A 20605-nucleotide genomic window follows, 5' to 3' on the forward strand; every position below is an offset into this window, starting at 1 on the left:
AAAGAGGCCTGAGCATGCTGGGCCCGCCACGGTCCGACAAACCCATAGATTTAATCCGACGTATCCAGATAACTCATGCGTCGGCGGCGCTGCACTGCTCCAGCAACCACTCGCAGAAGCATTCGGCGGCGGTGTTCAAGGCTGTGTTGGGTTTGACCAGCCAATAGCCGATCTCGCTTTCGTAGGCCGGCTGGTTGAAGGCCTTCACCAGCGCTCCCTCTCTGAGCCGACGTTCGATCAGGTGCTGGCGCCCCATGGCGATTCCCTGTCCGGCGATGGCCGCTTCGACCACGATGTTGTAGTCATGGAGCATGACGCTCGGGTAGGGCCGCAGGTCGAAGTGATGCCGGCGGGACCAATCGATCCATTCAAACGGTTGCGGTGCCTGTGACATCAGCAGCGGGCCGCGCTCGACGCCGTCGGCCTTGAAGGCCGGGCTACAGACCGGAAAGAGCCGTTCACCCATCAGGCGCACGGCGTTGACATGGGGCCAGCCGCCTTTGCCATAACGAATCGCCAGGTCCACTTCGGCGCCGGGTACGTCGGCGAGTTGAATCGAGGGCTCCAGTTCAACCTTGATCTGCGGGTAGAGACGGATAAAACCGGCCAGGCGCGGGGCCAGCCAGAGTGTGGCGAAGGAGGCGAGCAAACCGATGCGCAGTACCTGGTTTTGCCGGGGCAGGCTGATCAGGCGGCTGGCCTGGGCGATCTGCTCCAGGGCCGGGCGGATTTGCTGGTAGTACCGCTCGCCTTCTTCTGTGAGGTCGATGGCGCGAGTGCGTCGGATAAACAATCGCTGCCCCAGGTGCTGTTCGAGTTTCTGCACCTGATGGCTGATCGCGCTTTGGCTGACGCACAACTCATCGGCGGCCTTGATAAAACTCAGGTGACGGGCCACGGCCTCGAAGGCGCGCAGGGCCATCAAGGGTGGCAGATCCTGGTGCAACGCCACTTCAGCGCTCCTTTGGGTTTGATCGAGACCCGGGGATTGTGCTGGGAAATGGTGTAGCTGCCCAGGCCTTGTTGAGAGGGAAGTCTGGATAACCGGCCGACTTGCCCGCATTATTAGCCCATAGCGCAGGTCGAAGGCGGCCCATAGTGGCCCTTCGATGGAACTCGACGGATAGCGATGTAACCTGACCATGAACCCAGACGACAAGTTGATCGACCTTAATACCGAACGGGCCAAACGTGTCCATGATCTCAATGAAAAGCGCTTGAATGAAGTTCGCCAGGCGTTTGAACAGGCCATGCCATTGGGCAAGGGCAAGAAAAAACCGAAGAACAAACCGAAAAAGCGCTGATAGCCCCGCTGATTCTTGATATGGGTCAGTTATTTCCTTTCTCCCGCGCCCAGCCTCGGGCGGCATTGACCCTGGTCAATTTCTCACTGTGCCTGCTGGGCTAACTTAGCTCCATCGCAACAGGGCAAGTGCAGGAGGCCAGTCATGTTCTTCGATAACGTGGTGATCGCCGGAGTGCTGACAGTCGGACTCATGGTGATGTTCTTCGCCGGTTTTGGAATTTTTATCTGGAAAGACTCACAGAAACGGAAGAAACCGTAGAGCTTCCAGGGAACGAGCACGCAAGGCATTTTGGGCGACTTCGGTCGCCCTTTTTTTTGGTTTTTTTCCAGGCGCAACAGGTATTGGCGTTCCCACTCAATCACGGGAAATAAAAAAGGTGCGGTCCCGACAGGAGCGCACCTTTTTTCGTTAACCGCTCGAGATCAGCTGCCGAGCACTATCGTCGACAGCCAGAACAGGCCGGCGGACAAGCCGATGGTCATTGGCAGGGTCAACAGCCACGCCAGCAGGATGGTCTTGATGGTGCTGCCTTGCAGGCCGCTCTTGCTGGCAATCATGGTCCCAGCCACACCCGACGACAGTACGTGGGTGGTCGAGACGGGCAGGGCGACGATATTCGCCAGGGCGATCAGGCCGGCGGTGGTGATTTGCGCCGACATGCCCTGGGCATAGGTCATGCCCTGCTTGCCGATCTTCTCGCCGATGGTCAGGACTACACGTTTCCAGCCGATCATGGTGCCCAGGCCCAGGGCCAGGGCGACGGCCATGATTACCCAGAACGGTGCGTATTCGGTGGTGGCGGTCAGGTCCTTGCGCAGTTTCTCCAGGTCGGCCTTTTCACGGGAATCCAGGCCTGGCAACTTGCCGACTTGCTTGGCGGTGTCATCCAGGCAAAGCAGGTCGCGACGCACTTCGATGCGCTTGTCCGGCGACAGCGAATGGTAGTCGGTCACACCCGTGAGGTTGCTCATCAGGGCGTTGATGTTCGCTTCGGTCCGTTGCGGGTTGCAACGGAACTTGCCCGGCATATCGTCCGCTACATTCTTGCCCAGGGCGAGGAAGTCGCTCAGGGTGGCGTTGTTACGCTGATAGAACTGACTCAGGTGCAGGGTTGCATCGCGGGTGCGTTCGATCTGATAAGTGGTGGTACTCAGGTCGAGCACGAATTGCGCCGGGACGATACCGATCAGCACCAGCATGATCAGGCCGATGCCTTTCTGGCCATCGTTGGAGCCGTGCACGAAACTCACGGCCATGGCGGAGATCACCAGCACCATGCGGTTCCAGAACGGCGGGTGCTTCTTGTCGTCGAGCTTGCGCCGTTGTTCCGGGGTCTTGTGCATCTTGGACTGCGGGCGCCACCATTTCAGGCCGACCAGTATCAGGCCCGCCAACAGCAAACCGGCAATCGGCGAGAAAACCAGCGAGGCACCGATATCCACGGCCTTCTGCCAGTTCACCCCTTCGCTCACCGGAATACCGTTGAGCAGGGCATTGGCCAGGCCGACACCGAGGATCGAACCGATCAGGGTGTGGGAGCTGGAGGCCGGGATACCGAAGTACCAGGTGCCCAGGTTCCAGGCGATGGCCGCGGCGAGCAGGGAAAACACCATGGCCAGGCCATGTCCGGTGTTGACGTTGATCAGCAGCTCGACCGGCAACAGGTGGACGATTGCATAGGCCACGCCGACGCCGCCCAGCAGCACGCCGAGGAAGTTGAACACACCGGAAAAGAACACCGCCAGGTGGGGCGGCATGGCTTTGGTGTAGATAACAGTGGCTACCGCGTTAGCGGTGTCATGAAAGCCGTTGATGAACTCGAAGCTGAGGACAAAGGCCAGGGCGAGCACCAGGCTCACAAGCACCCAGGCATCCAGTCCGCTGAATAAATCGATCATGAAGGTTTTCTGACCCGGTCATAAGGGGGCGCGATTATGCCAGAAAACTTTCAGCTGAGGGCCTGCCTGACACCATTTGACCTGAGCGGGTGGTCAAGGCCGACGATTGACACGCGGATGGCGTAAGTCTTGGCGTCCAGCGGGCCAGGTATTGTCCGGGTAGGAAAGACCAGGCGGCGACGGGCAGGGCTCGGCAAGGTTCAATACCGATTAAGCCTAAGGCTCTTCGGCCTTGAGTTCCTTTTCCATTTTTTGCAGTTCCTGGGTAAACGCCTGATCCAGAAGACTGGCTCGTTTGCGCCAGGGTTTGCGTTCCGGTTCGGGTTGCGCGGCGTAGGTGGTGACAGCCCCGCCGTAAACATCCTTGTAACGTTGTTCCTGGCGCTCAAGTTCCGCGCGCAGTTCGTCTTTCGTCACAGTACTACCTAATTTGAGTTGAATGATTGTGTTCCATTAAACACAACCGCCCCGGCGAGACGTTCAATGTCGAGCTTGAACGCTGACAGTCGAACCCCTGTCGGGCCAGACGGCCTTGAGGTCGCACAGGGTATTATAGCGGTCGGTTTGACTGACACTATCGCGAAGATAAGGGAGTTCGTCAACTTTGTCGGTGACTTTTGTGATGTAGGATGTTTTAACTGTAACTTGAGGGCGAGGTAACCGCTGCCTGTTTTTTGACGACAATTATCAATTCAAGTTGCAGTGCAATAAGCCCGATACTTGGAAGTACAATCCCGGGTCTGTTGAAAAACCACTGTTCAACTTCTGAAATAGACGGCGTGTGCACGATCGCGAAGGGGAAAAAAACGGCCTCACTTCGTGGGTGAGGCCGGACCGACGGATCCCCCGGTGGGTACCTGACCAGTATCCCGGGAAATCCGTAGCGGCGCGTTTAAGGTATAAGCTGCGGCGATCAGGGTCAATTGCGATTATCGGTCATTGGTTCGATAATCGCACAAAGTTGAAGGTTCCTGGCTTGCCTATCCGCCGGGGCCAGGCCTGTAATGGGTCTCCACGGCAGACAAGGAATTTGCAATGAACGATCAACTGCGTGATGCCTTCGCCTCCGTGGCGCCGCCCATCGTCGCCTCGCCGGCCAAGCGTATCCAGGCGCTGACCGGCGACCCCGACTTCATGACCTCGCTGGCCCGTGGCCTGGCGGTGGTGCAGGCGTTCCAGGAGCGCAAGCGGCACCTGACCATTGCGCAGATCAGCCACCGCACGGAAATTCCACGGGCGGCCGTGCGCCGTTGCCTGCATACCTTGATCAAGCTCGGCTATGCCACTACCGACGGACGGACCTATTCGCTGTTGCCCAAGGTGCTGACCCTGGGGCACGCCTACCTGTCGTCCACGCCCCTGGCGGTATCGGCGCAACCCTACCTCGACCGTATGAGCGATCAACTGCACGAAGCCTGCAACATGGCGACCCTGGAGGGTGACGACATCCTCTATATCGCCCGTTCCGCCACCACCCAGCGGCTGATCTCGGTCGATCTCTCGGTGGGCGGGCGCTTGCCGGCCTATTGCACGTCCATGGGCCGAATCCTGCTGGCGGCCCTGGACGACGCTTCGTTGCACGAGTACCTCGACCACGCCGATTTGCACGCCAAGACCAGCCGGACCCTGCACACTCGCGATGCCTTGCTCGAATGCCTGCAACAGGTGCGCCAGCAGGGTTGGTGCATTGTCGATCAGGAACTCGAACAAGGTTTGCGTTCGATTGCCGTGCCGGTCTACGACGCTTCCGGGCAAGTGCTGGCGGCGCTGAATGTCAGTACCCATGCCGGGCGTGTCAGTTGCAGCGAGCTGGAGCAGCGGGTGCTGCCGAGCATGCTCAAGGCCAGCCGTGAGCTGAGTGCCCAGTTGTTTTCCTGAGCCCCACACCGGCTACGCTTTCCCGGGCGAATGGCTCGAAAGGTAAACCGGTAGCTTGCAAACAAGTTGTTCGATTATCGAACGGTTAATCGATTATCGGATTGTTTGGCCGTCGACCCCCGGCTTACCCTGATCTCATCACGGCGCTGAACCGCGCGCCGCCCTCAGGCTGGTTTAAACCGGGAGTCTGCACCCATGGCTGAAATCCTTTCGCTGCATGAAGCGGTGAAGCAGTTCGTCAACGACGGCGATACCGTCGCGCTCGAAGGCTTCACTCATCTGATTCCGACGGCGGCGGGTCATGAAATCATTCGTCAGGGCAAGAAAGACCTGACGCTGGTGCGTATGACCCCCGACCTGGTCTATGACCAGCTCATCGGCGCCGGTTGCGCCCGCAAGCTGATCTTCTCCTGGGGCGGCAATCCGGGCGTGGGCTCGCTGCACCGCCTGCGCGATGCCGTCGAGAAACACTGGCCACACCCGCTGGAAATCGAAGAGCACAGCCATGCCGACCTGGCCAACGCCTATGTGGCCGGCGCTTCCGGCTTGCCGTTCGCGGTATTGCGGGCCTACGCCGGTTCCGACCTGCCGAAGGTCAATCCGCTGATCAAGACGGTTACCTGCCCGTTCACCGGTGAAGTGTTGGCCGCCGTCCCCTCGGTACGCCCGGACGTCACCGTGATCCATGCGCAGAAGGCCGACCGCAAGGGCAACGTGCTGCTCTGGGGCATTCTTGGTGTGCAGAAGGAAGCGGCCCTGGCGGCCAAACGCTGCATCGTAACGGTCGAGGAGATCGTCGACGACTTGCAGGCGCCGATGAACGCCTGCGTCTTGCCGACCTGGGCCCTGAGCGCGGTCTGTCATGTGCCAGGTGGCGCGCACCCGTCCTACGCCCATGGGTATACCGAGCGCGACAACCGTTTCTACCAGGCTTGGGACCCGATTGCCCGCGACCGCGCCACCTTTACCGCCTGGATCGACGAGTACATCCATGGCACTGCGGACTTTGCCGAGTTCCAGCGCAAACTGGCCCACGCTTCGGAGGTTAAGTGATGACCTACACCACCAATGAAATGATGACGGTGGCCGCGGCCCGTCGACTGAAGAACGGTTCGGTCTGCTTCGTCGGCATCGGCCTGCCGTCCAAGGCCGCCAACCTGGCGCGCCTGACCTCTTCGCCGGACGTGGTGCTGATCTACGAGTCGGGTCCGATTGGCGCCAAGCCCAGTGTATTGCCACTGTCCATCGGTGACGGCGAGCTGGCGGAAACCGCCGACACCGTGGTGCCGACCGGTGAGATCTTCCGTTACTGGCTGCAAGGTGGGCGCATCGATGTCGGCTTTCTCGGCGCGGCCCAGGTCGACCGTTTCGGCAATATCAACACCACTGTGGTCGGTGACTATTTCTCGCCCAAGGTCCGCCTGCCCGGTGCCGGTGGCGCGCCGGAAATCGCCGGCTCGGCGAAAAGCGTCCTGATCATCCTCAAGCAGTCGGCGCGCTCCTTTGTCGACAAGCTGGACTTCATCACCTCGGTCGGTCATGGCGAAGGCGGCGACTCGCGCAAACGCCTGGGCCTGCCGGGTGCCGGTCCGGTGGGCATCATCACCGACCTGTGCATCATGGAGCCGCAAGCCCCCAGCCACGAGTTCGTGGTCACCGCGTTGCACCCGGGGGTGACCCGCGAGCAAGTGATCGCCGCCACCGGCTGGGCCGTGCGCTTTGCCGATCAGGTCGCGGTCAGCGACGTGCCCAGCGAGACCGAGCTGAACGCTTTGCGTGACCTTGAGGTCCGCACTGCCGCGGCCCATGGCCAGACCCCAGGAGAAGCCTGATGCGCGACGTCTTTATCTGTGATGCCATTCGCACCCCCATCGGTCGTTTCGGTGGCGGCCTGGCCGGTGTCCGCGCCGATGACCTGGCGGCGATCCCGATCAAGGCGCTGATGGAACGTAACCCGTCGGTGAACTGGAACGAGGTCGATGAGGTATTTCTCGGCTGCGCCAACCAGTCCGGCGAAGACAACCGCAACGTCGCCCGCATGGCGCTGTTGCTGGCGGGGTTGCCGGAGACGGTGCCCGGTGTGACCCTCAATCGCCTCTGCGCCTCGGGCCTGGATGCCATTGGTACCGCGTTCCGCGCCATTGCCAGCGGCGAGATGGAACTGGCGATTGCCGGTGGTGTGGAATCCATGTCCCGTGCTCCTTTCGTGATGGGCAAGGCTGACGCGGCGTTCTCGCGCAATATGAAACTGGAAGACACCACCATTGGCTGGCGTTTCATCAACCCGCTGATGAAGGCCCAGTACGGTGTTGATGCGATGCCGCAGACCGCCGACAACGTGGCGGACGATTACCAGGTGTCGCGCGCCGATCAGGACGCCTTTGCCCTGCGCAGCCAGGAACGTGCGGCGCTCGCCCAGGCCTCGGGTTTCTTCAGCGAGGAAATCGTAGCGGTGCGTATCGCCCACAAAAAAGGCGAAACCGTGGTCGAGCACGATGAGCATCCACGGGCCGATACGACGCTGGAAGCCCTGACCCGACTCAAGCCGGTCAACGGTCCGGACAAGACCGTTACCGCCGGCAATGCGTCCGGTGTCAACGATGGGGCCGCCGCACTGATCCTGGCGTCTGCCGCGGCGGTGAAGAAACATGGCCTGACGGCCCGTGCCCGGGTACTCGGCATGGCCAGTGCGGGTGTCGCACCCCGGGTCATGGGGATCGGTCCGGTACCGGCGGTGCGCAAATTGACCGAGCGGCTGGGGCTGGCCGTCAGCGACTTCGACGTCATCGAACTGAACGAAGCGTTCGCCAGCCAGGGCCTGGCGGTGCTGCGTGAGCTGGGTCTCGCTGACGATGCCGCGCAGGTCAATCCGAACGGTGGCGCCATCGCCCTCGGCCATCCGCTGGGCATGAGCGGCGCACGCCTGGTGCTGACCGCACTGCACCAGCTGGAACGGATCGGTGGCAGCAAGGGCCTGGCGACCCTGTGTGTCGGCGTCGGGCAGGGGATGGCGCTGGCGATTGAACGGGTCTGAGAGTCGCGGGCAATAAAACAGGCGCCCGGATGATGGCCACGGACTGTCATTCGGGCGATTGTTCTTGTAAAACAGGTCTGTTGCGAAGTATGTCTAAACTGCAACTTACCTCCTTCGAGTGATGACACATGACAACAACAACGATGCCGTACACCCCCGAAGAACGTAACAAAAGAATTTTTGCCATTGTCGGTGCCTCTTCCGGCAATCTGGTCGAGTGGTTCGACTTCTACGTCTATGCCTTCTGCGCCATCTACTTTGCCCCGGCGTTTTTTCCATCCGGCGATCCCACGGCGCAGTTGCTCAACACCGCCGGCGTGTTTGCCGCCGGTTTCCTGATGCGGCCCATCGGTGGCTGGTTGTTCGGGCGCGTGGCTGACAAGCACGGTCGCAAGAACTCGATGATGATCTCGGTGCTGATGATGTGCGCCGGCTCCCTGGTGATCGCCTTCCTGCCGACCTACGCGAGCATCGGTGCCTGGGCGCCGTTTCTGCTACTGGTCGCGCGCCTGTTCCAGGGCCTGTCGGTGGGCGGGGAATACGGCACCACCGCGACCTACATGAGTGAGGTGGCCCTGCGCGGCCAACGCGGCTTTTTCGCCTCGTTCCAGTACGTGACCCTGATCGGCGGGCAATTGCTGGCGGTGCTGGTGCTGGTGATCCTGCAGCAGTTCCTCTCCGAGCCTGAGCTCAAGGCCTGGGGCTGGCGGATCCCGTTCGTGATCGGCGCCATCGCGGCATTGATCTCGCTGTTGCTGCGTCGCTCCCTGAAGGAAACCACCAGCAAGGAAACCCGCCAGGACAAGGACGCCGGCAGCATGCGGGCGTTGTTCCGCGACCACAAGGCGGCCTTTATCACCGTACTCGGCTATACCGCCGGCGGCTCGCTGATTTTCTACACCTTCACCACGTACATGCAGAAGTACCTGGTGAACACCGCCGGCATGACCGCCAAGACCGCCAGTTTCATCATGACCGGCGTGTTGTTCCTCTATATGTGCATGCAACCGTTGTTCGGCCTGCTCTCGGACCGTATCGGCCGGCGTAGCAGCATGCTCTGGTTTGGCGCCCTGGGCACTCTGTGCACCGTGCCGATCCTGCTGACCCTGAAGACCGTGACCAGCCCGTTCCTGGCCTTCGTGCTGATCACCCTGGCGCTGGCGATCGTCAGTTTCTATACCTCCATCAGCGGCCTGGTCAAAGCCGAGATGTTCCCGGTCCAGGTGCGTGCACTGGGCGTGGGCCTGGCCTACGCGGTGGCGAATGCGATCTTCGGCGGCTCGGCGGAATACGTGGCCCTGAACCTGAAGTCGGTGGGGATGGAAAACGCCTTCTACTGGTATGTGACGGTGATGATGGCGGTGGCCTTCCTGTTCAGCCTGCGCCTGCCGAAAGAAGCGGCGTACCTGCACCACGATCACTGATCGGTTCGCGCGCCCTTGATGGGCGCGCATGAGCTGGGTAACCAGCAGGCCATACATTGGGTTTTTACTTGAAGGGGATGAACGTGGGTTTCGTACGACTTGCCGAAGGTGAACTGCATTACCAACTGGAGGGGCCAGCCGATGCGCCGGTGCTGGTGCTGTCCAACTCGCTGGGGACTGATCTGGGCATGTGGGACACCCAGATGCCAGCGTTTACCGAGCACTTTCGGGTATTGCGTTACGACACCCGTGGCCATGGCCGTTCGCTGGTAACGCCGGGGCCTTACAGCATCGAGCAACTGGGGCAGGATGTCTTGGCATTGCTCGATGCATTGCATATCGAGCGGGCGCATTTCTGCGGCCTGTCCATGGGCGGTCTGATCGGCCAGTGGCTGGGGATCAACGCCGGCCATCGCCTGCATCGGCTGGTTGTCTGCAACACCGCGGCGAAGATCGGCGATGCGGCCGGCTGGAATCCACGGATCGAAGCCGTATCGACGGGTGGCCAGGCGGCGATGCTGGCCCTGCGCGATGGGGCGGTTTCACGCTGGTTCACCCCTGAATTCGCCGAGGCGCATGGGGATCGGGTCAAGCCGATCACCGAGATGCTCGCCGCCACCTCGCCCGAGGGCTATGCGGCCAACTGCTGCGCAGTGCGCGATGCGGATTTTCGCGATCAACTGGCGCAGATCCAGCGGCCGTTGCTGGTGATTTCCGGTACCGAGGACGGGGTGACGCCGCCCTCAGGTGGGATCTTTATCCAGCAGCACGTCGAGGGCGCCGAATACGCCGAGTTCCATGCCGCGCACTTGTCCAACGTGCAGGCCGGCGATGGGTTCAGCCAGCGGGTGCTGGACTTTCTGTCTGCCAGGGTGTGAAACATTGCGAGTGAAACCCATCTCTTTTAGATGAAACTTTCGCGATAGCCTGAACACACCCCCGGTGTTGTGCTCTGATGATCGCCATGGCCCTTCTGCCATGGCCTTGATCCGGACCTGCCCAATCCCATGAAGTCGTTTGTTGCACTGCTGTCAGCGCTCGTGATCGCCACGAGCCTGGCCGCTTGCATCGGTCCGCCGATGCCCCTGACCCCGCAAACCGAGCAAGCCCTGGGCTCGCAGCCGCCGATTCGCTTTTTGCTGACCTTCGATGACGGTCCCAGCGCCTCGAGTTTCTGGAACCCGACGGCATCGGTGCTCGATGACCTGGCCCACAACCCCATTCAACCGGGAATCAAGGCGATATTTTTCGTCCAGACCCGTGCGCCCAGGGCCGGCAACAGCGACATCGGCCGTGCGCTGATGCGCCGCGAGCACGCCGAAGGCCATATCCTCGGTTTTCATACCGCGACCCCTTGGCACACCAATCACCGCTCCCTGAACCCAGAGGAACTCGAGCAGTCGCTCAACGATGGCAGTGCGGACATTGCGGCAGTCACCGGCGCGCCGCCGACGATCCTGCGCCCGCCCTTCTGGAACTATGACAAGCGCACCTTCGCCGCCTACCAGAGGCATGGCCTGCACGTGTTGTTGACGGACTTGAGCGCCAATGACGGCAAGGTCTGGGGGATCACCGCCAGCCCACAACGGCGGGCCAATCTGCTCAAGCACCTGGCCGAAGTCCGCGAGCAGATCGCCCAGGGTGAAATGCCGGTGGTCGATGGGGTGATTCCGGTGGTGGTGACCTTCCACGACCTCAATCGCTACACCGCCCGGCATATGCAGGAATACCTGCAGATCCTGATGGACTGTGCACGGGACACCGGGGTGCGGACCGCCGAGCAACCCTTCTATACGGATCGCTCGGCGTTATTGCGGGCCATCATGGCGCGCACGGTGCATGACAGCTCCGTGCCCGTGCACCTGCCCGGGTTGTGGAACTGGTGGTGGGACAGCGATTCGCACTAGACCGATGGCGACCTACAGCAACGAAATCGGATAGCTGATGATCAAGCGGTTTTCGTCGAATTCGTTGCTGTTGAAGTTCTTGCGCAGGCTGGAGTTGCGCCAGCGCAGGCTGAGGTCGCGCAAAGTTCCGCTCTGGATGGTGTAGCCCAGTTCGGACTCCCGTCCCCATTCCTTGCCGTTGCTGAGGGTCGCGGTGTGCACGTTGTCCCCGCTGATATAGCGGTTCATCAAGGTCAGCCCCGGTATGCCGAGCGCGGCGAAGTTGTAGTCATGGCGTAACTGCCAGGACTTCTCCCGGGCATTGTCGTAACTGTTGTTGTAGCTGTCGTTGGCCAGGGTGCCGCCGCTGGTGCCGTTGACGCGCATCCAGGCGCTGTCGCCGGTGAGTTTCTGCAACCCGAGATAGAAGGTGTTGCCGCCGTATCGCGCCGAGAACATCCCGGACCAGGTCTTGTTCTGCAGTTCGCCGGCCCGGGCGCTGCCATCGTCCTTGCCATAGAAGAAACCGAGGTTGGCGCCCAGGGTCCAGTCACCCAGCGCTTGGCTGTGCTGCAGATTGAGGTACTGCTGGCTGTAGATGTCCTTGAGCTGGGCATTCCACACCCCGATCAGGGTGCGCTGGTCGTTGAAAGTGTATTCGCCGCCCTGGAAGTTGAAGCGCTCGGAGGTGATGCCCGGCTTACCGTTCATGGACATGGCGGTCATGCTTGAGTCGTTACGTGGGCTGTTGTCCTGGAACTGGCCGCCGTAAAGGGTCAGGCCATCGATTTCCTTCGAGGTGATCTGACCGCCGCGGAAGGTTTGCGGCAGCGAACGACCATCGTCCGAGCGCAGGATCGGCAGGATCGGCATCCACTCGCCGACTTTCAATTGCGTCCTGGAAATCTTCGCCTTGAAGGCCACGTCCAGGCGCCCGAAGTTGCTGGCCGGGCGTCCGTTGCCGTCCAGCGGCAGCAACTGTGTACCGCCAGTGCCTTTGCCGCCGTCGAGCTTTTGCGAGAAGGTTCCGAGTACATCGACACCGAATCCCACGGTGCCCTGGGTGAAGCCGGAGCGGGCATCGAGGATAAAGCTCTGGGTCCATTCCTCGGCCTTTCCCTGAGGGTAGGCCGGGCTGGTGAAGTTGCGGCCGATGTAGAAGTTGCGCAGGTTCAGGTTGGCCTGGGCGTCCTCCACAAAACCATGATCTTCGGCCATGGCCGGCAGGGTCGCGCCGGTCATGGCGATGGCCAGCAGGGCGTGGGTGGACAGGTTGCTCGTGTTCAGTGGCTTCATGGATCGGTTTCTCTAATTGTTAGGGATGAGGCAGGACGCAGCCGCAACCGGTGGTTGCAGACAGGACGTTCGAACGGGGAGAGGGCGAGTGTGGTCAGCCGGTGAGGGCGAGGTATCGAGACATGGCGGGTTAACCTTGTTGTTATGGTTATTGTTATGGCTATGGGTCAGTGCAGGAATGGTGCTTTGGATTAACCAGGTAGTTCAATTGAGGCTTGGCGGTTCTGGGCGATTATCGAACGGAACAGTTCAGGCATAAAAAAACCCGCCAATGGCGGGTTTTTGTGTCGCGTGAAAGGCTTCAGCCCTTCGGTGGTGTCTCGTCGATCGGGTTGGCCTGACCGGTCTTCTCATACCAGCCACCGCCGAGGGCCTTGTACAGGTTGACCTCGCTGGTGAGCTGCGACAGGCGATCACTGATCAGCGCTTGTTGGGCGCTGAACAACGAGCGCTGGGCATCGAGGAAGGTCAGGTTGCTGTCGACACCAATGCGGTAGCGACGCTCGGCCAGGCGGTAGTAATCCTGGTTGGCGGCGACCAGATCACGCTGGGCCTGCAATTGCTGGTTGAAGGTCTGGCGTGCGGCCAGGCCATCGGAGACTTCCTGGAAGCCAGTCTGAATGGCTTTCTCGTAGTTGGCGACGCTGATGTCTTTCTGGATTTTCGAGTAATCCAGGCTGGCTTTCAGGCTACCGGAGTTGAAGATCGGAATGTTGATGCTCGGTGCGAACGACCAGGTCCCCGAACCGCCCTTGAACAGACCGCCCATGTCCGGGCTCAGGGTCCCGGCATTGGCGGTCAGGCTGATGCTCGGGAAGAACGCCGCACGGGCGGCGCCGATATTGGCGTTGGCCGCCAGCAACTGGTGCTCGGCGCCGAGAATGTCCGGACGCCGTTGCAGCAGGTCGGATGGCAGGCCGGCCGGCATGTCGCTGAGCAGCTTGGCCGACAGCGGCTGGGCTGCCGGCAGGTTGGCCGGTATACCGCTACCGAGCAACAGGGTCAGGCTGTTCTGGTCCTGGGCAACCTGGCGGGTGAATTGCGCCAGGCTGCTGCGGGCACCTTCAACCGAGGTCCGCGACTGGCTCACATCCAGGGCGGAAGCCACACCGACTTCGTTGCTACGCGAGGTCAGCTTGTAGCTTTCCTCGTAGGCCGCCAGGGTGTCCTGGGTCAGCTTGAGCAGTTCCTTGTCGGCCTGCCAGGTCAGGTAGGCGTTGGCCACGCTGGCCACCAGGCTGATCTGGGTGGTACGGCGGGCTTCTTCGCTGGCGAAGTAGGTCTGCAGCGCCTGCTCGCTCAAGCTACGGACACGGCCGAACAGGTCCAGCTCGTAGGAGCTGACCCCGAGGGTCGCCGAGTACTGGCTGTTGATTGTTTCCCGGCCGGTGCTGGAGACATTGGCTGGAACGCGTTGCCGACTGCCACTGCCATTGGCCGTGACCGCCGGGAACAGGTCCGCGCGCTGGATCTGGTACTGGGCGCGGTAGGCGTCGATGTTCAGCGCCGCGACCCGCAGGTCGCGGTTGTTTTCCAGGGCGACCTGGATCAGCTGTTGCAGCGCCGGGTCGCTGAAGAACTGGCGCCAGCCTTGTTCGGCGGCGGCGACATTCGCCGCCTGGGCCGGCGAGTAGGCCGGTCCTTGCGGGTATTGCGCCGCTACCGGCGCTTCGGGGCGCTGGTAGTCGGGGATCAACGAGCAACCGCTGAGCACGAAGGCCGCGACCGCTACACTGAGAAGGGACTTGCTCATTGGCCAGCCTCGTTGCTTGGAGTTTCAGTAGTGTCTGACTTCTTGTGCTTTTTCTCGCCGCCGATGGACGACACCGACACGAAGAACAACGGAACCCAGAAGATCGCCAGAATCGTCGCGGTGATCATACCGCCAATCACGCCGGTACCGATGGCGTGCTGGCTACCTGAACCGGCACCGGTGGAAATCGCCAGCGGCACCACGCCGAGGATGAACGCCAGGGACGTCATGATGATCGGGCGCAGACGCATGCGGCAAGCCTCGATGGCGGCATCGGCCAGAGTGCGGCCCTGCTCATGCAGCTCCTTGGCGAACTCGACGATCAGGATGGCGTTTTTCGCCGCCAGGCCGATGGTCGTCAACAGGCCCACCTGGAAGTACACGTCGTTGGACAGTCCGCGGAAGGTCGTCGCCAGCAGCGCACCGATAATACCCAGCGGTACTACCAGGACCACGGCGATTGGAATCGACCAGCTTTCATACAGCGCCGCCAGACAGAGGAAGACCATCAGCAGCGACAGGGCGAACAGCGCCGGCGCCTGGGAGCCGGACTGTTTCTCCTCGTACGACAGGCCGACCCAGGAAATCCCGACACCCGCCGGCAGTTTCTTGGCAAGGGCTTCGACTTCGGCCAAGGCTTGACCGGTACTGTAGCCAGGCGCCGGAGCACCGAGCACTTCCACGGCGGAAACGCCGTTGAAACGCGACAGTTTCGGCGAACCGTAGACCCACTCGCCCTTGGCGAACGCGGAGAACGGCACCATCACCCCGGTGCTGTTGCGCACGTACCATTTCTGCAGGTCTTCAGGGCTCATCCGTGAACTCGGCTTGCCCTGCACAAACACCTTCTTCACCCGACCACGGTCGATGAAGTCGTTGACATAACTGGCACCCAGCGCAATCGACAAACTGTTGTTGATGTCCGCGATGGACAGGCCCAACGCGCTGGCACGTTCGTCATCGATGCTCAACTGGTACTGCGGTTCATCGTTCAGGCCGTTTGGACGCACCTGGGCTAGCACCTTGCTTTGTGCTGCCATGCCAAGGAACTGGTTGCGCGCGGCCATCAGCTTCTCGTGGCCGATACCGGCCTGGTCTTGCAGATAGACGTCGAAACCGATGGCGTTACCCAACTCCAGTACGGCCGGTGGGGCGAAGGCAAACACCATCGCGTCGCGGAAGGAGAAGAAGTGCTGTTGTGCGCGGGCGGCGAGGCCGAACACGCTGTTCTGGCTGGTGCGCTGGTCCCACGGCTTGAGCATGATAAAGCCCAGGCCCGAGCTCTGACCGTTACCGGCGAAGTTGAAGCCGCTGACGGTAAACACCGAAGACACGGTGTCGCTTTCCTTGGTCAACAGATACTCACGCATCTCATCGAGGACCACCTGTGTCCGCTCGGCGCTGGAGCCGGAGGGCGTCTGCACCTGGGCGAACAATACGCCCTGGTCTTCTTCCGGCAGGAACGAGGTTGGAATGCGCATGAACAACCAGATCATGCCGGCAAAGATGATCACGTAGACCAGCAGGTACGGCGCCTTGTGGCGCAGGATGCTGCCGACGGTGCGTTCATAGCCGCGCACGCTGCGGTCGAAGTTGCGGTTGAACCAGCCAAAGAAGCCGCGCTTGTTCTCGCCGTGGTCGCCCTTGGCAATCGGCTTGAGCATGGTGGCGCACAGGGCCGGGGTAAAGATCAGGGCGACCATTACCGAGAGGGCCATGGCCGACACGATGGTGATCGAGAACTGTTTGTAGATCACCCCGGTGGAGCCGGCGAAGAACGCCATCGGTAGCAATACCGCCGAGAGCACGAGGGCGATACCCACCAGTGCGCCCTGGATCTGCCCCATGGATTTCTTGGTGGCTTCCTTGGGCGACAAACCTTCCTCGCTCATCACCCGTTCGACGTTTTCCACCACGACGATGGCATCGTCCACCAGCAAGCCGATGGCCAGTACCATACCGAACATGGTCAGGGTGTTGATGCTGAAACCGGCGGCCGCGAGGATCCCGAAGGTCCCCAGCAATACCACCGGTACAGTCATGGTGGTGATGATGGTGGCGCGGAAGTTCTGCAGGAACAGGAACATCACCAGGAACACCAGCACGATCGCCTCGACCAGGGTTTCAACCACGCCCTTGATCGATGCGCTCACCACCGGGGTGGTGTCGTACGGGTAAACCACCTGCATGCCGGCCGGGAAGAACGGCTCCAGCCTGGCGATGGTCTCGCGCAAGGCCTTGGCCGTGTCCAGGGCGTTGGCGCCGGCAGCGAGTTTCACTGCCAGGCCGGACGCCGGCTTACCGTTGTACTGGGCGTTGACGCTGTAGTTTTCACCGCCAAGGGCGACGTCGGCGACATCTCCCAGACGTACTTGCGAGCCGTCCTGGTTGACCTTGAGCAGGATCGCCTTGAACTGTTCGGCGGTTTGCAGGCGGGTCTTGCCGATGATGGTGGCGTTCAGCTGTTGACCCGGCATGGCCGGCAAACCACCCAATTGCCCGGAGGCGACCTGGACGTTCTGCGCGGTGATGGCGTCTTTCACGTCCACCGGGGTCAGCTTGAAGTTGTTCAGCTTGGCCGGGTCGAGCCAGATACGCATCGCATACTGGGCACCGAAGACCTGGAAGTCACCGACACCGGCGGTCCGCGAAATCGGGTCCTGCATGTTGGAAACGATGTAGTTCGCCAGGTCGTCGCGGTTCATGCTGCCGTCTGTGGAGACGACACCAATGACCATCAGGAAGTTCTTCACCGACTTGGTCACGCGAATACCCTGTTGCTGCACTTCTTGCGGCAGCAGCGGGGTCGCCAGGTTCAGTTTGTTCTGTACCTGGACCTGAGCGGTATCGGGGCTGGTGCCCTGATTGAAGGTGGCGGTAATGGTCATGCTGCCGTCGGAGTTACTCGACGACTCGATATAACGCAGGTTGTCGATACCGTTGAGCTGCTGCTCGATCACCTGGACCACGGTGTCCTGCACGGTCTGCGCCGAAGCGCCCGGGTAGGTCACGGCAATCGCGATGGCCGGCGGTGCAATGGCCGGGTACTGGTTGATCGGCAACTTGAGGATCGATAGAGCCCCGACCAACATGATCACCAGGGCGATAACCCAGGCGAAGATGGGACGGTCGATAAAAAATTTCGACATGGTTTACTCCCCTTTGCTGCCTGCGGCTTTAACTGTTGCCGGGGCAGGGGCCGGGTTGGCTGCCTTCACGTTAGTGGCTTCGGTGGCCTTGACTTCAACGCCAGGACGCACGAACTGGAGACCTTCGGTGATCACGCGATCGCCGGCTTTCAGGCCGTCTTCGATCAGCCATTGGCTGCCGACGGTACGGCTGGCCTTGAGCTGACGCAGTTCGACCTTGTTGTCCGGGCCGACGACCAGCGCGGTCGGGGTGCCTTTCAGATCGCGGGTCACACCTTGCTGCGGGGCAAGAATTGCGGCGCTGTTCACACCGGCCTGCAACTGTGCATGCACGAACATGCCGGGCAGCAAGGTGTGATCCGGGTTCGGGAACACCGCGCGCAGGGTCACGGAGCCGGTGGTTTCGTCCACAGTGACTTCCGAGAACTCCAGCTTGCCGTCCTGCTTGTACTGGCTGCCGTCTTCCAGGGTCAGCTTGACCGAGGCGGCATTGTCACCGGCTTTCTGCAGTCGACCGCTTTCCAGCTCGCTGCGCAGTTGCAGCAGCTCGGCGGTGGACTGCGTCACGTCGACATAGATCGGGTCGAGTTGCGAGATCGTTGCCATGGCATCGGTCTGGCCGCTGCTGACCAGTGCGCCTTCGGTGACCGAGGAACGACCGATACGGCCGGACAACGGTGCGTAGACCTTGGTGTAGCGCACGTTGATCTGGGCGCTTTGCAGGGCGGCTTCCGATTGCAGACGGTTGGCGACGGCGGTGTCGTAGTCCTGGCGGCTGACGGCTTGCTCATTCACCAATTGCTTGTAGCGATCGGCAATCGATTTGGTCGATTGCAGGTTCGCCTCGGCGCTTTTCAAGGTCGCGTCATAGACCGACGAGTCGATCTGATACAGCTGCTGGCCGGCTTTGACATCGCCGCCTTCCTTGAACAGACGCTTGAGAATGATGCCATTGACCTGGGGACGGACTTCCGCGATGCGGTACGCCGTGGTTCGACCGGGCAGCTCGGAGGTCAGGGTAAAGGCCTGGGTTTGCAGGGTAACGACACCGACCTGAGGCGCGGGAGGCGGTGGCGGGGCAGCCTTTTCCTCTTTACATCCGCTGAGCAGCGATGCCAGGGCGACGGCGGTGACCAGAGCGGTAACAGCTGGCTTGAGTTGCATGAAGATCCTCGGGTCAGGCGCGCACGATGCGCACAAGAGAAGTGGAAGGGTCAGAAAGGTGATCCGGGTGGATAAATAGGTTGCTAATGAATATACTTACATTCATGGTTGTTTGTAAATACTTGCGCTTTGCGCAGAAATAGTTACAAAGCATGTAATTTAGCCCGGGAAAAGGCACAAGAATCGCCTCCCGCCATTAAGTTCCGATTACGCCCGGCGTTTGTTCGCGCCACCCTGATTGAGGTTTTACTGCCATGGTCCGTCGCACCAAAGAGGAAGCTCAGGAGACCCGGAGACAGATACTCGAAGCTGCCGAAAAGGCCTTCTATGAGCGTGGTGTGGCGCGCACGACCCTGGCCGATATCGCGAGCCTGGCGGGCGTGACCCGGGGTGCCATCTATTGGCATTTCAGCAACAAGGCCGAGTTGGTCCAGGCGATGCTCGACAGCCTCCAGGAACCGCTGGATGCGTTGGCCCGGGCGAGCGAGAGCGAAGAGGAGCTCGATCCGCTGGGCTGTATGCGCACGTTGCTGATTCAGGTGCTTCGTCAGGTTGCGCTGGACCCCCAGACCCGGCGAATCAACGAAATTCTGTTTCATAAGTGCGAGTTCACCGATGAAATGTGTGACCTGCGCCGTCAGCGCCAGGCCGCCAGTGTGGACTGCAATCTGAAGATCGGCTTGACCCTGCGCAACGCCGTTGCCCGCGGACAATTGCCGGAACAGCTCGACCCGGTCCGTGCTGCCGTTGCCATACACGCCTACATCCATGGGATTATTGCTCAATGGCTGTTGGTCTCCGACAGCTTTGAACTGCAGACGGAAGCGGAGCGTCTGGTTGATACCGGGTTGGACATGCTGCGCCTGAGCCCCAATCTGCGCAATTAAGTCAAAATGCGTATTTGATTCTAGTTGTATCCAAGCTGGACGTGAGCGAAGTTGGCGCGTCGTATCGACGGGCATCAGCAGGTCATTATCTACCCGACCGCTCTATCTTGGTAGTTAGTCAGCTACGTATTTTGTAGTGAAAGTGTTTCGAGTCTGTGAATGAATGTGCCGATTTTTTGCACAAGGTATTGAGCTGGCGCCCAAGGGCATTGCGATGGTTTTCCTCGACGGGCTGGCGGTGGCCTGGGGGAGGGTGTCAGACAGCGGCAACGCTCGGTGTTTTTCCTCGCAGGCGCTGCCGTGACCCGGTGTTGACCATCGCCATTGTTCAGTGACGGCTATGACTCAACTCATGCTGAATTTGACGTTGTAGCTGTAGGGCGGTGCCTTGAGGGTTTTGCTCAGTCGTGCCTTGCAGGACGCCTGGCGCTCACCGATGGACTCGGCTTTCCTGATCCAGATGGGCAGGTAGTTGGGCTGCTGGGTTTGGGCGAAACGTTCTTGCAGGGTGTGTTGGGCGACGAATCGGCATTTGCGCGGCCCGGCGCCATAGATGAACCAGGCCCTTGGACTGTCCAGTACCAGTTCGCGGCGCTCGCCGCTGGCGATGTTGAAGCTTGACGGCGCAGCGCCAGCCAGGTCGAGGCCGGTTCCCAGGAGTTCGAGAGGACCCTGGGTGTCGTTGCTGATCTCGATGGACGTGACTATTTTGGACCGTCTGGCGTTTGACGGATCGGGTTCTGTGGCCACGGATTCGGGCGTGCCAACGCCGGAAGCGAAGGCGGCCAATGAAATCAGGCCCGAGAGCACGGCACAGAACAGCGCGAGGCTGATGGACTGCAGGAGGGGCGTCATCTTATTAATTCCTTTTAATGAGGTCTTTGAGGCAGCGTCATCCCATGACACTGCACGCCTGGCCGATTCCGGCG

At 61.0% G+C, this 20605-nt stretch carries 18 protein-coding genes; 10 read left to right on the plus strand and 8 right to left on the minus strand.

The genetic code is table 11. From position 1 onward, the window contains the following. Nucleotides 1–73: 73 nt before the first annotated feature. Complete coding sequence (locus HX866_RS02590) at nt 74–952, minus strand: LysR substrate-binding domain-containing protein (RefSeq protein WP_177092865.1); 879 nt, start codon at nt 950–952, stop codon at nt 74–76. 190 nt (nt 953–1142) lie between these two features. Here HX866_RS02590 and HX866_RS02595 point away from each other — a divergent pair, with 190 nt between their 5' ends. Together HX866_RS02595 and ccoM are read left to right on the plus strand one after the other, a co-directional pair. Next, nucleotides 1143–1304, plus strand: coding sequence for a hypothetical protein (locus tag HX866_RS02595; protein WP_177092864.1), 162 nt, complete (start codon nt 1143–1145; stop codon nt 1302–1304). A 144-nt stretch (nt 1305–1448) separates the two neighbouring features. Next, complete coding sequence (ccoM, locus tag HX866_RS34580) at nt 1449–1565, plus strand: cytochrome c oxidase subunit CcoM (RefSeq protein ID WP_305729465.1); 117 nt, start codon at nt 1449–1451, stop codon at nt 1563–1565. Between the two features lie 164 nt (nt 1566–1729). Here ccoM and HX866_RS02600 read toward each other — a convergent pair whose 3' ends face one another. Both HX866_RS02600 and HX866_RS02605 read right to left on the minus strand, forming a co-directional pair. Beyond that, a complete protein-coding gene (locus HX866_RS02600) occupies nt 1730–3205 on the minus strand; it encodes an inorganic phosphate transporter (protein WP_177092863.1) in 1476 nt (491 codons plus the stop codon). A gap of 216 nt (nt 3206–3421) precedes the next feature. Next, nucleotides 3422–3622, minus strand: coding sequence for a hypothetical protein (locus HX866_RS02605; RefSeq protein WP_177092862.1), 201 nt, complete (start codon nt 3620–3622; stop codon nt 3422–3424). A 618-nt stretch (nt 3623–4240) separates the two neighbouring features. Here HX866_RS02605 and pcaR point away from each other — a divergent pair. The 7 genes from pcaR (at nt 4241) to HX866_RS02640 (ending at nt 11448) form a co-directional block, all read left to right on the plus strand. Next, on the plus strand, nt 4241–5083 hold the full coding sequence (pcaR, locus tag HX866_RS02610) for a pca regulon transcriptional regulator PcaR (protein WP_177092861.1): 843 nt from the start codon (nt 4241–4243) through the stop codon (nt 5081–5083). A gap of 195 nt (nt 5084–5278) precedes the next feature. Continuing rightward, the gene (locus HX866_RS02615) at nt 5279–6136 is read left to right on the plus strand and encodes a CoA transferase subunit A (RefSeq protein WP_177092860.1); all 858 of its coding nucleotides are present in this window, start codon (nt 5279–5281) and stop codon (nt 6134–6136) included. Next, nucleotides 6133–6915, plus strand: a complete 783-nt coding sequence (locus tag HX866_RS02620) for a CoA-transferase subunit beta (protein WP_177092859.1) — start codon at nt 6133–6135, stop codon at nt 6913–6915. Before HX866_RS02615 ends, HX866_RS02620 begins: the two co-directional genes overlap by 4 nt. Then, nucleotides 6912–8117 (plus strand): 3-oxoadipyl-CoA thiolase, encoded by a 1206-nt coding sequence (pcaF, locus tag HX866_RS02625; RefSeq protein ID WP_177138071.1) that lies wholly within the window; start codon nt 6912–6914, stop codon nt 8115–8117. Before HX866_RS02620 ends, pcaF begins: the two co-directional genes overlap by 4 nt. Before the next feature lie 128 nt (nt 8118–8245). Beyond that, nucleotides 8246–9541: an MFS family transporter gene (locus HX866_RS02630; RefSeq protein ID WP_177124056.1), complete on the plus strand. Its 1296-nt coding sequence runs from the start codon at nt 8246–8248 to the stop codon at nt 9539–9541. An 83-nt stretch (nt 9542–9624) separates the two neighbouring features. Then, the gene (pcaD, locus tag HX866_RS02635) at nt 9625–10419 is read left to right on the plus strand and encodes a 3-oxoadipate enol-lactonase (protein ID WP_177092857.1); all 795 of its coding nucleotides are present in this window, start codon (nt 9625–9627) and stop codon (nt 10417–10419) included. 129 nt (nt 10420–10548) lie between these two features. Then, the gene (locus HX866_RS02640) at nt 10549–11448 is read left to right on the plus strand and encodes a polysaccharide deacetylase family protein (protein WP_177137916.1); all 900 of its coding nucleotides are present in this window, start codon (nt 10549–10551) and stop codon (nt 11446–11448) included. A 12-nt stretch (nt 11449–11460) separates the two neighbouring features. Here the strand turns inward: HX866_RS02640 and HX866_RS02645 are convergent, their stop codons facing one another. The 4 genes from HX866_RS02645 to HX866_RS02660 form a co-directional block, all read right to left on the minus strand. Further along, the gene (locus tag HX866_RS02645; RefSeq protein WP_177092855.1) at nt 11461–12723 is read right to left on the minus strand and encodes an OprD family porin; all 1263 of its coding nucleotides are present in this window, start codon (nt 12721–12723) and stop codon (nt 11461–11463) included. A 301-nt stretch (nt 12724–13024) separates the two neighbouring features. Beyond that, nucleotides 13025–14476 (minus strand): AdeC/AdeK/OprM family multidrug efflux complex outer membrane factor, encoded by a 1452-nt coding sequence (locus tag HX866_RS02650; protein WP_177099714.1) that lies wholly within the window; start codon nt 14474–14476, stop codon nt 13025–13027. Next, the gene (locus HX866_RS02655) at nt 14473–17625 is read right to left on the minus strand and encodes an efflux RND transporter permease subunit (RefSeq protein WP_177124055.1); all 3153 of its coding nucleotides are present in this window, start codon (nt 17623–17625) and stop codon (nt 14473–14475) included. Before HX866_RS02655 ends, HX866_RS02650 begins: the two co-directional genes overlap by 4 nt. 3 nt (nt 17626–17628) lie before the next feature. Beyond that, complete coding sequence (locus HX866_RS02660) at nt 17629–18789, minus strand: efflux RND transporter periplasmic adaptor subunit (RefSeq protein ID WP_177092852.1); 1161 nt, start codon at nt 18787–18789, stop codon at nt 17629–17631. A gap of 254 nt (nt 18790–19043) precedes the next feature. On the opposite strand from HX866_RS02660, the gene HX866_RS02665 reads away from it, so the two are divergent. Then, nucleotides 19044–19676, plus strand: coding sequence for a TetR family transcriptional regulator (locus HX866_RS02665; protein WP_177137918.1), 633 nt, complete (start codon nt 19044–19046; stop codon nt 19674–19676). Between the two features lie 345 nt (nt 19677–20021). On the opposite strand, the gene HX866_RS02670 is transcribed toward HX866_RS02665, so the two are convergent. Then, the gene (locus tag HX866_RS02670; RefSeq protein ID WP_177092850.1) at nt 20022–20531 is read right to left on the minus strand and encodes a hypothetical protein; all 510 of its coding nucleotides are present in this window, start codon (nt 20529–20531) and stop codon (nt 20022–20024) included. Nucleotides 20532–20605 lie beyond the last annotated feature (74 nt).

The sequence above is a fragment of the Pseudomonas gingeri genome, from assembly GCF_013386165.1.
GTDB classification, from domain to species: Bacteria; Pseudomonadota; Gammaproteobacteria; order Pseudomonadales; family Pseudomonadaceae; genus Aquipseudomonas; species Aquipseudomonas gingeri_C.

Bases quoted from the DNA above. Each gene is read 5' to 3' on its own strand.
- HX866_RS02595 (WP_177092864.1), top strand. From the start codon at position 1,143: ATGAACCCAGACGACAAGTTGATCGACCTTAATACCGAACGGGCCAAA.
- ccoM (WP_305729465.1), top strand. From the start codon at position 1,449: ATGTTCTTCGATAACGTGGTGATCGCCGGAGTGCTGACAGTCGGACTC.
- HX866_RS02600 (WP_177092863.1), bottom strand. From the start codon at position 3,205: ATGATCGATTTATTCAGCGGACTGGATGCCTGGGTGCTTGTGAGCCTG.
- pcaR (WP_177092861.1), top strand. From the start codon at position 4,241: ATGAACGATCAACTGCGTGATGCCTTCGCCTCCGTGGCGCCGCCCATC.
- HX866_RS02615 (WP_177092860.1), top strand. From the start codon at position 5,279: ATGGCTGAAATCCTTTCGCTGCATGAAGCGGTGAAGCAGTTCGTCAAC.
- HX866_RS02630 (WP_177124056.1), top strand. From the start codon at position 8,246: ATGACAACAACAACGATGCCGTACACCCCCGAAGAACGTAACAAAAGA.
- HX866_RS02640 (WP_177137916.1), top strand. From the start codon at position 10,549: ATGAAGTCGTTTGTTGCACTGCTGTCAGCGCTCGTGATCGCCACGAGC.
- HX866_RS02645 (WP_177092855.1), bottom strand. From the start codon at position 12,723: ATGAAGCCACTGAACACGAGCAACCTGTCCACCCACGCCCTGCTGGCC.
- HX866_RS02650 (WP_177099714.1), bottom strand. From the start codon at position 14,476: ATGAGCAAGTCCCTTCTCAGTGTAGCGGTCGCGGCCTTCGTGCTCAGC.
- HX866_RS02655 (WP_177124055.1), bottom strand. From the start codon at position 17,625: ATGTCGAAATTTTTTATCGACCGTCCCATCTTCGCCTGGGTTATCGCC.
- HX866_RS02660 (WP_177092852.1), bottom strand. From the start codon at position 18,789: ATGCAACTCAAGCCAGCTGTTACCGCTCTGGTCACCGCCGTCGCCCTG.
- HX866_RS02665 (WP_177137918.1), top strand. From the start codon at position 19,044: ATGGTCCGTCGCACCAAAGAGGAAGCTCAGGAGACCCGGAGACAGATA.
- HX866_RS02670 (WP_177092850.1), bottom strand. From the start codon at position 20,531: ATGACGCCCCTCCTGCAGTCCATCAGCCTCGCGCTGTTCTGTGCCGTG.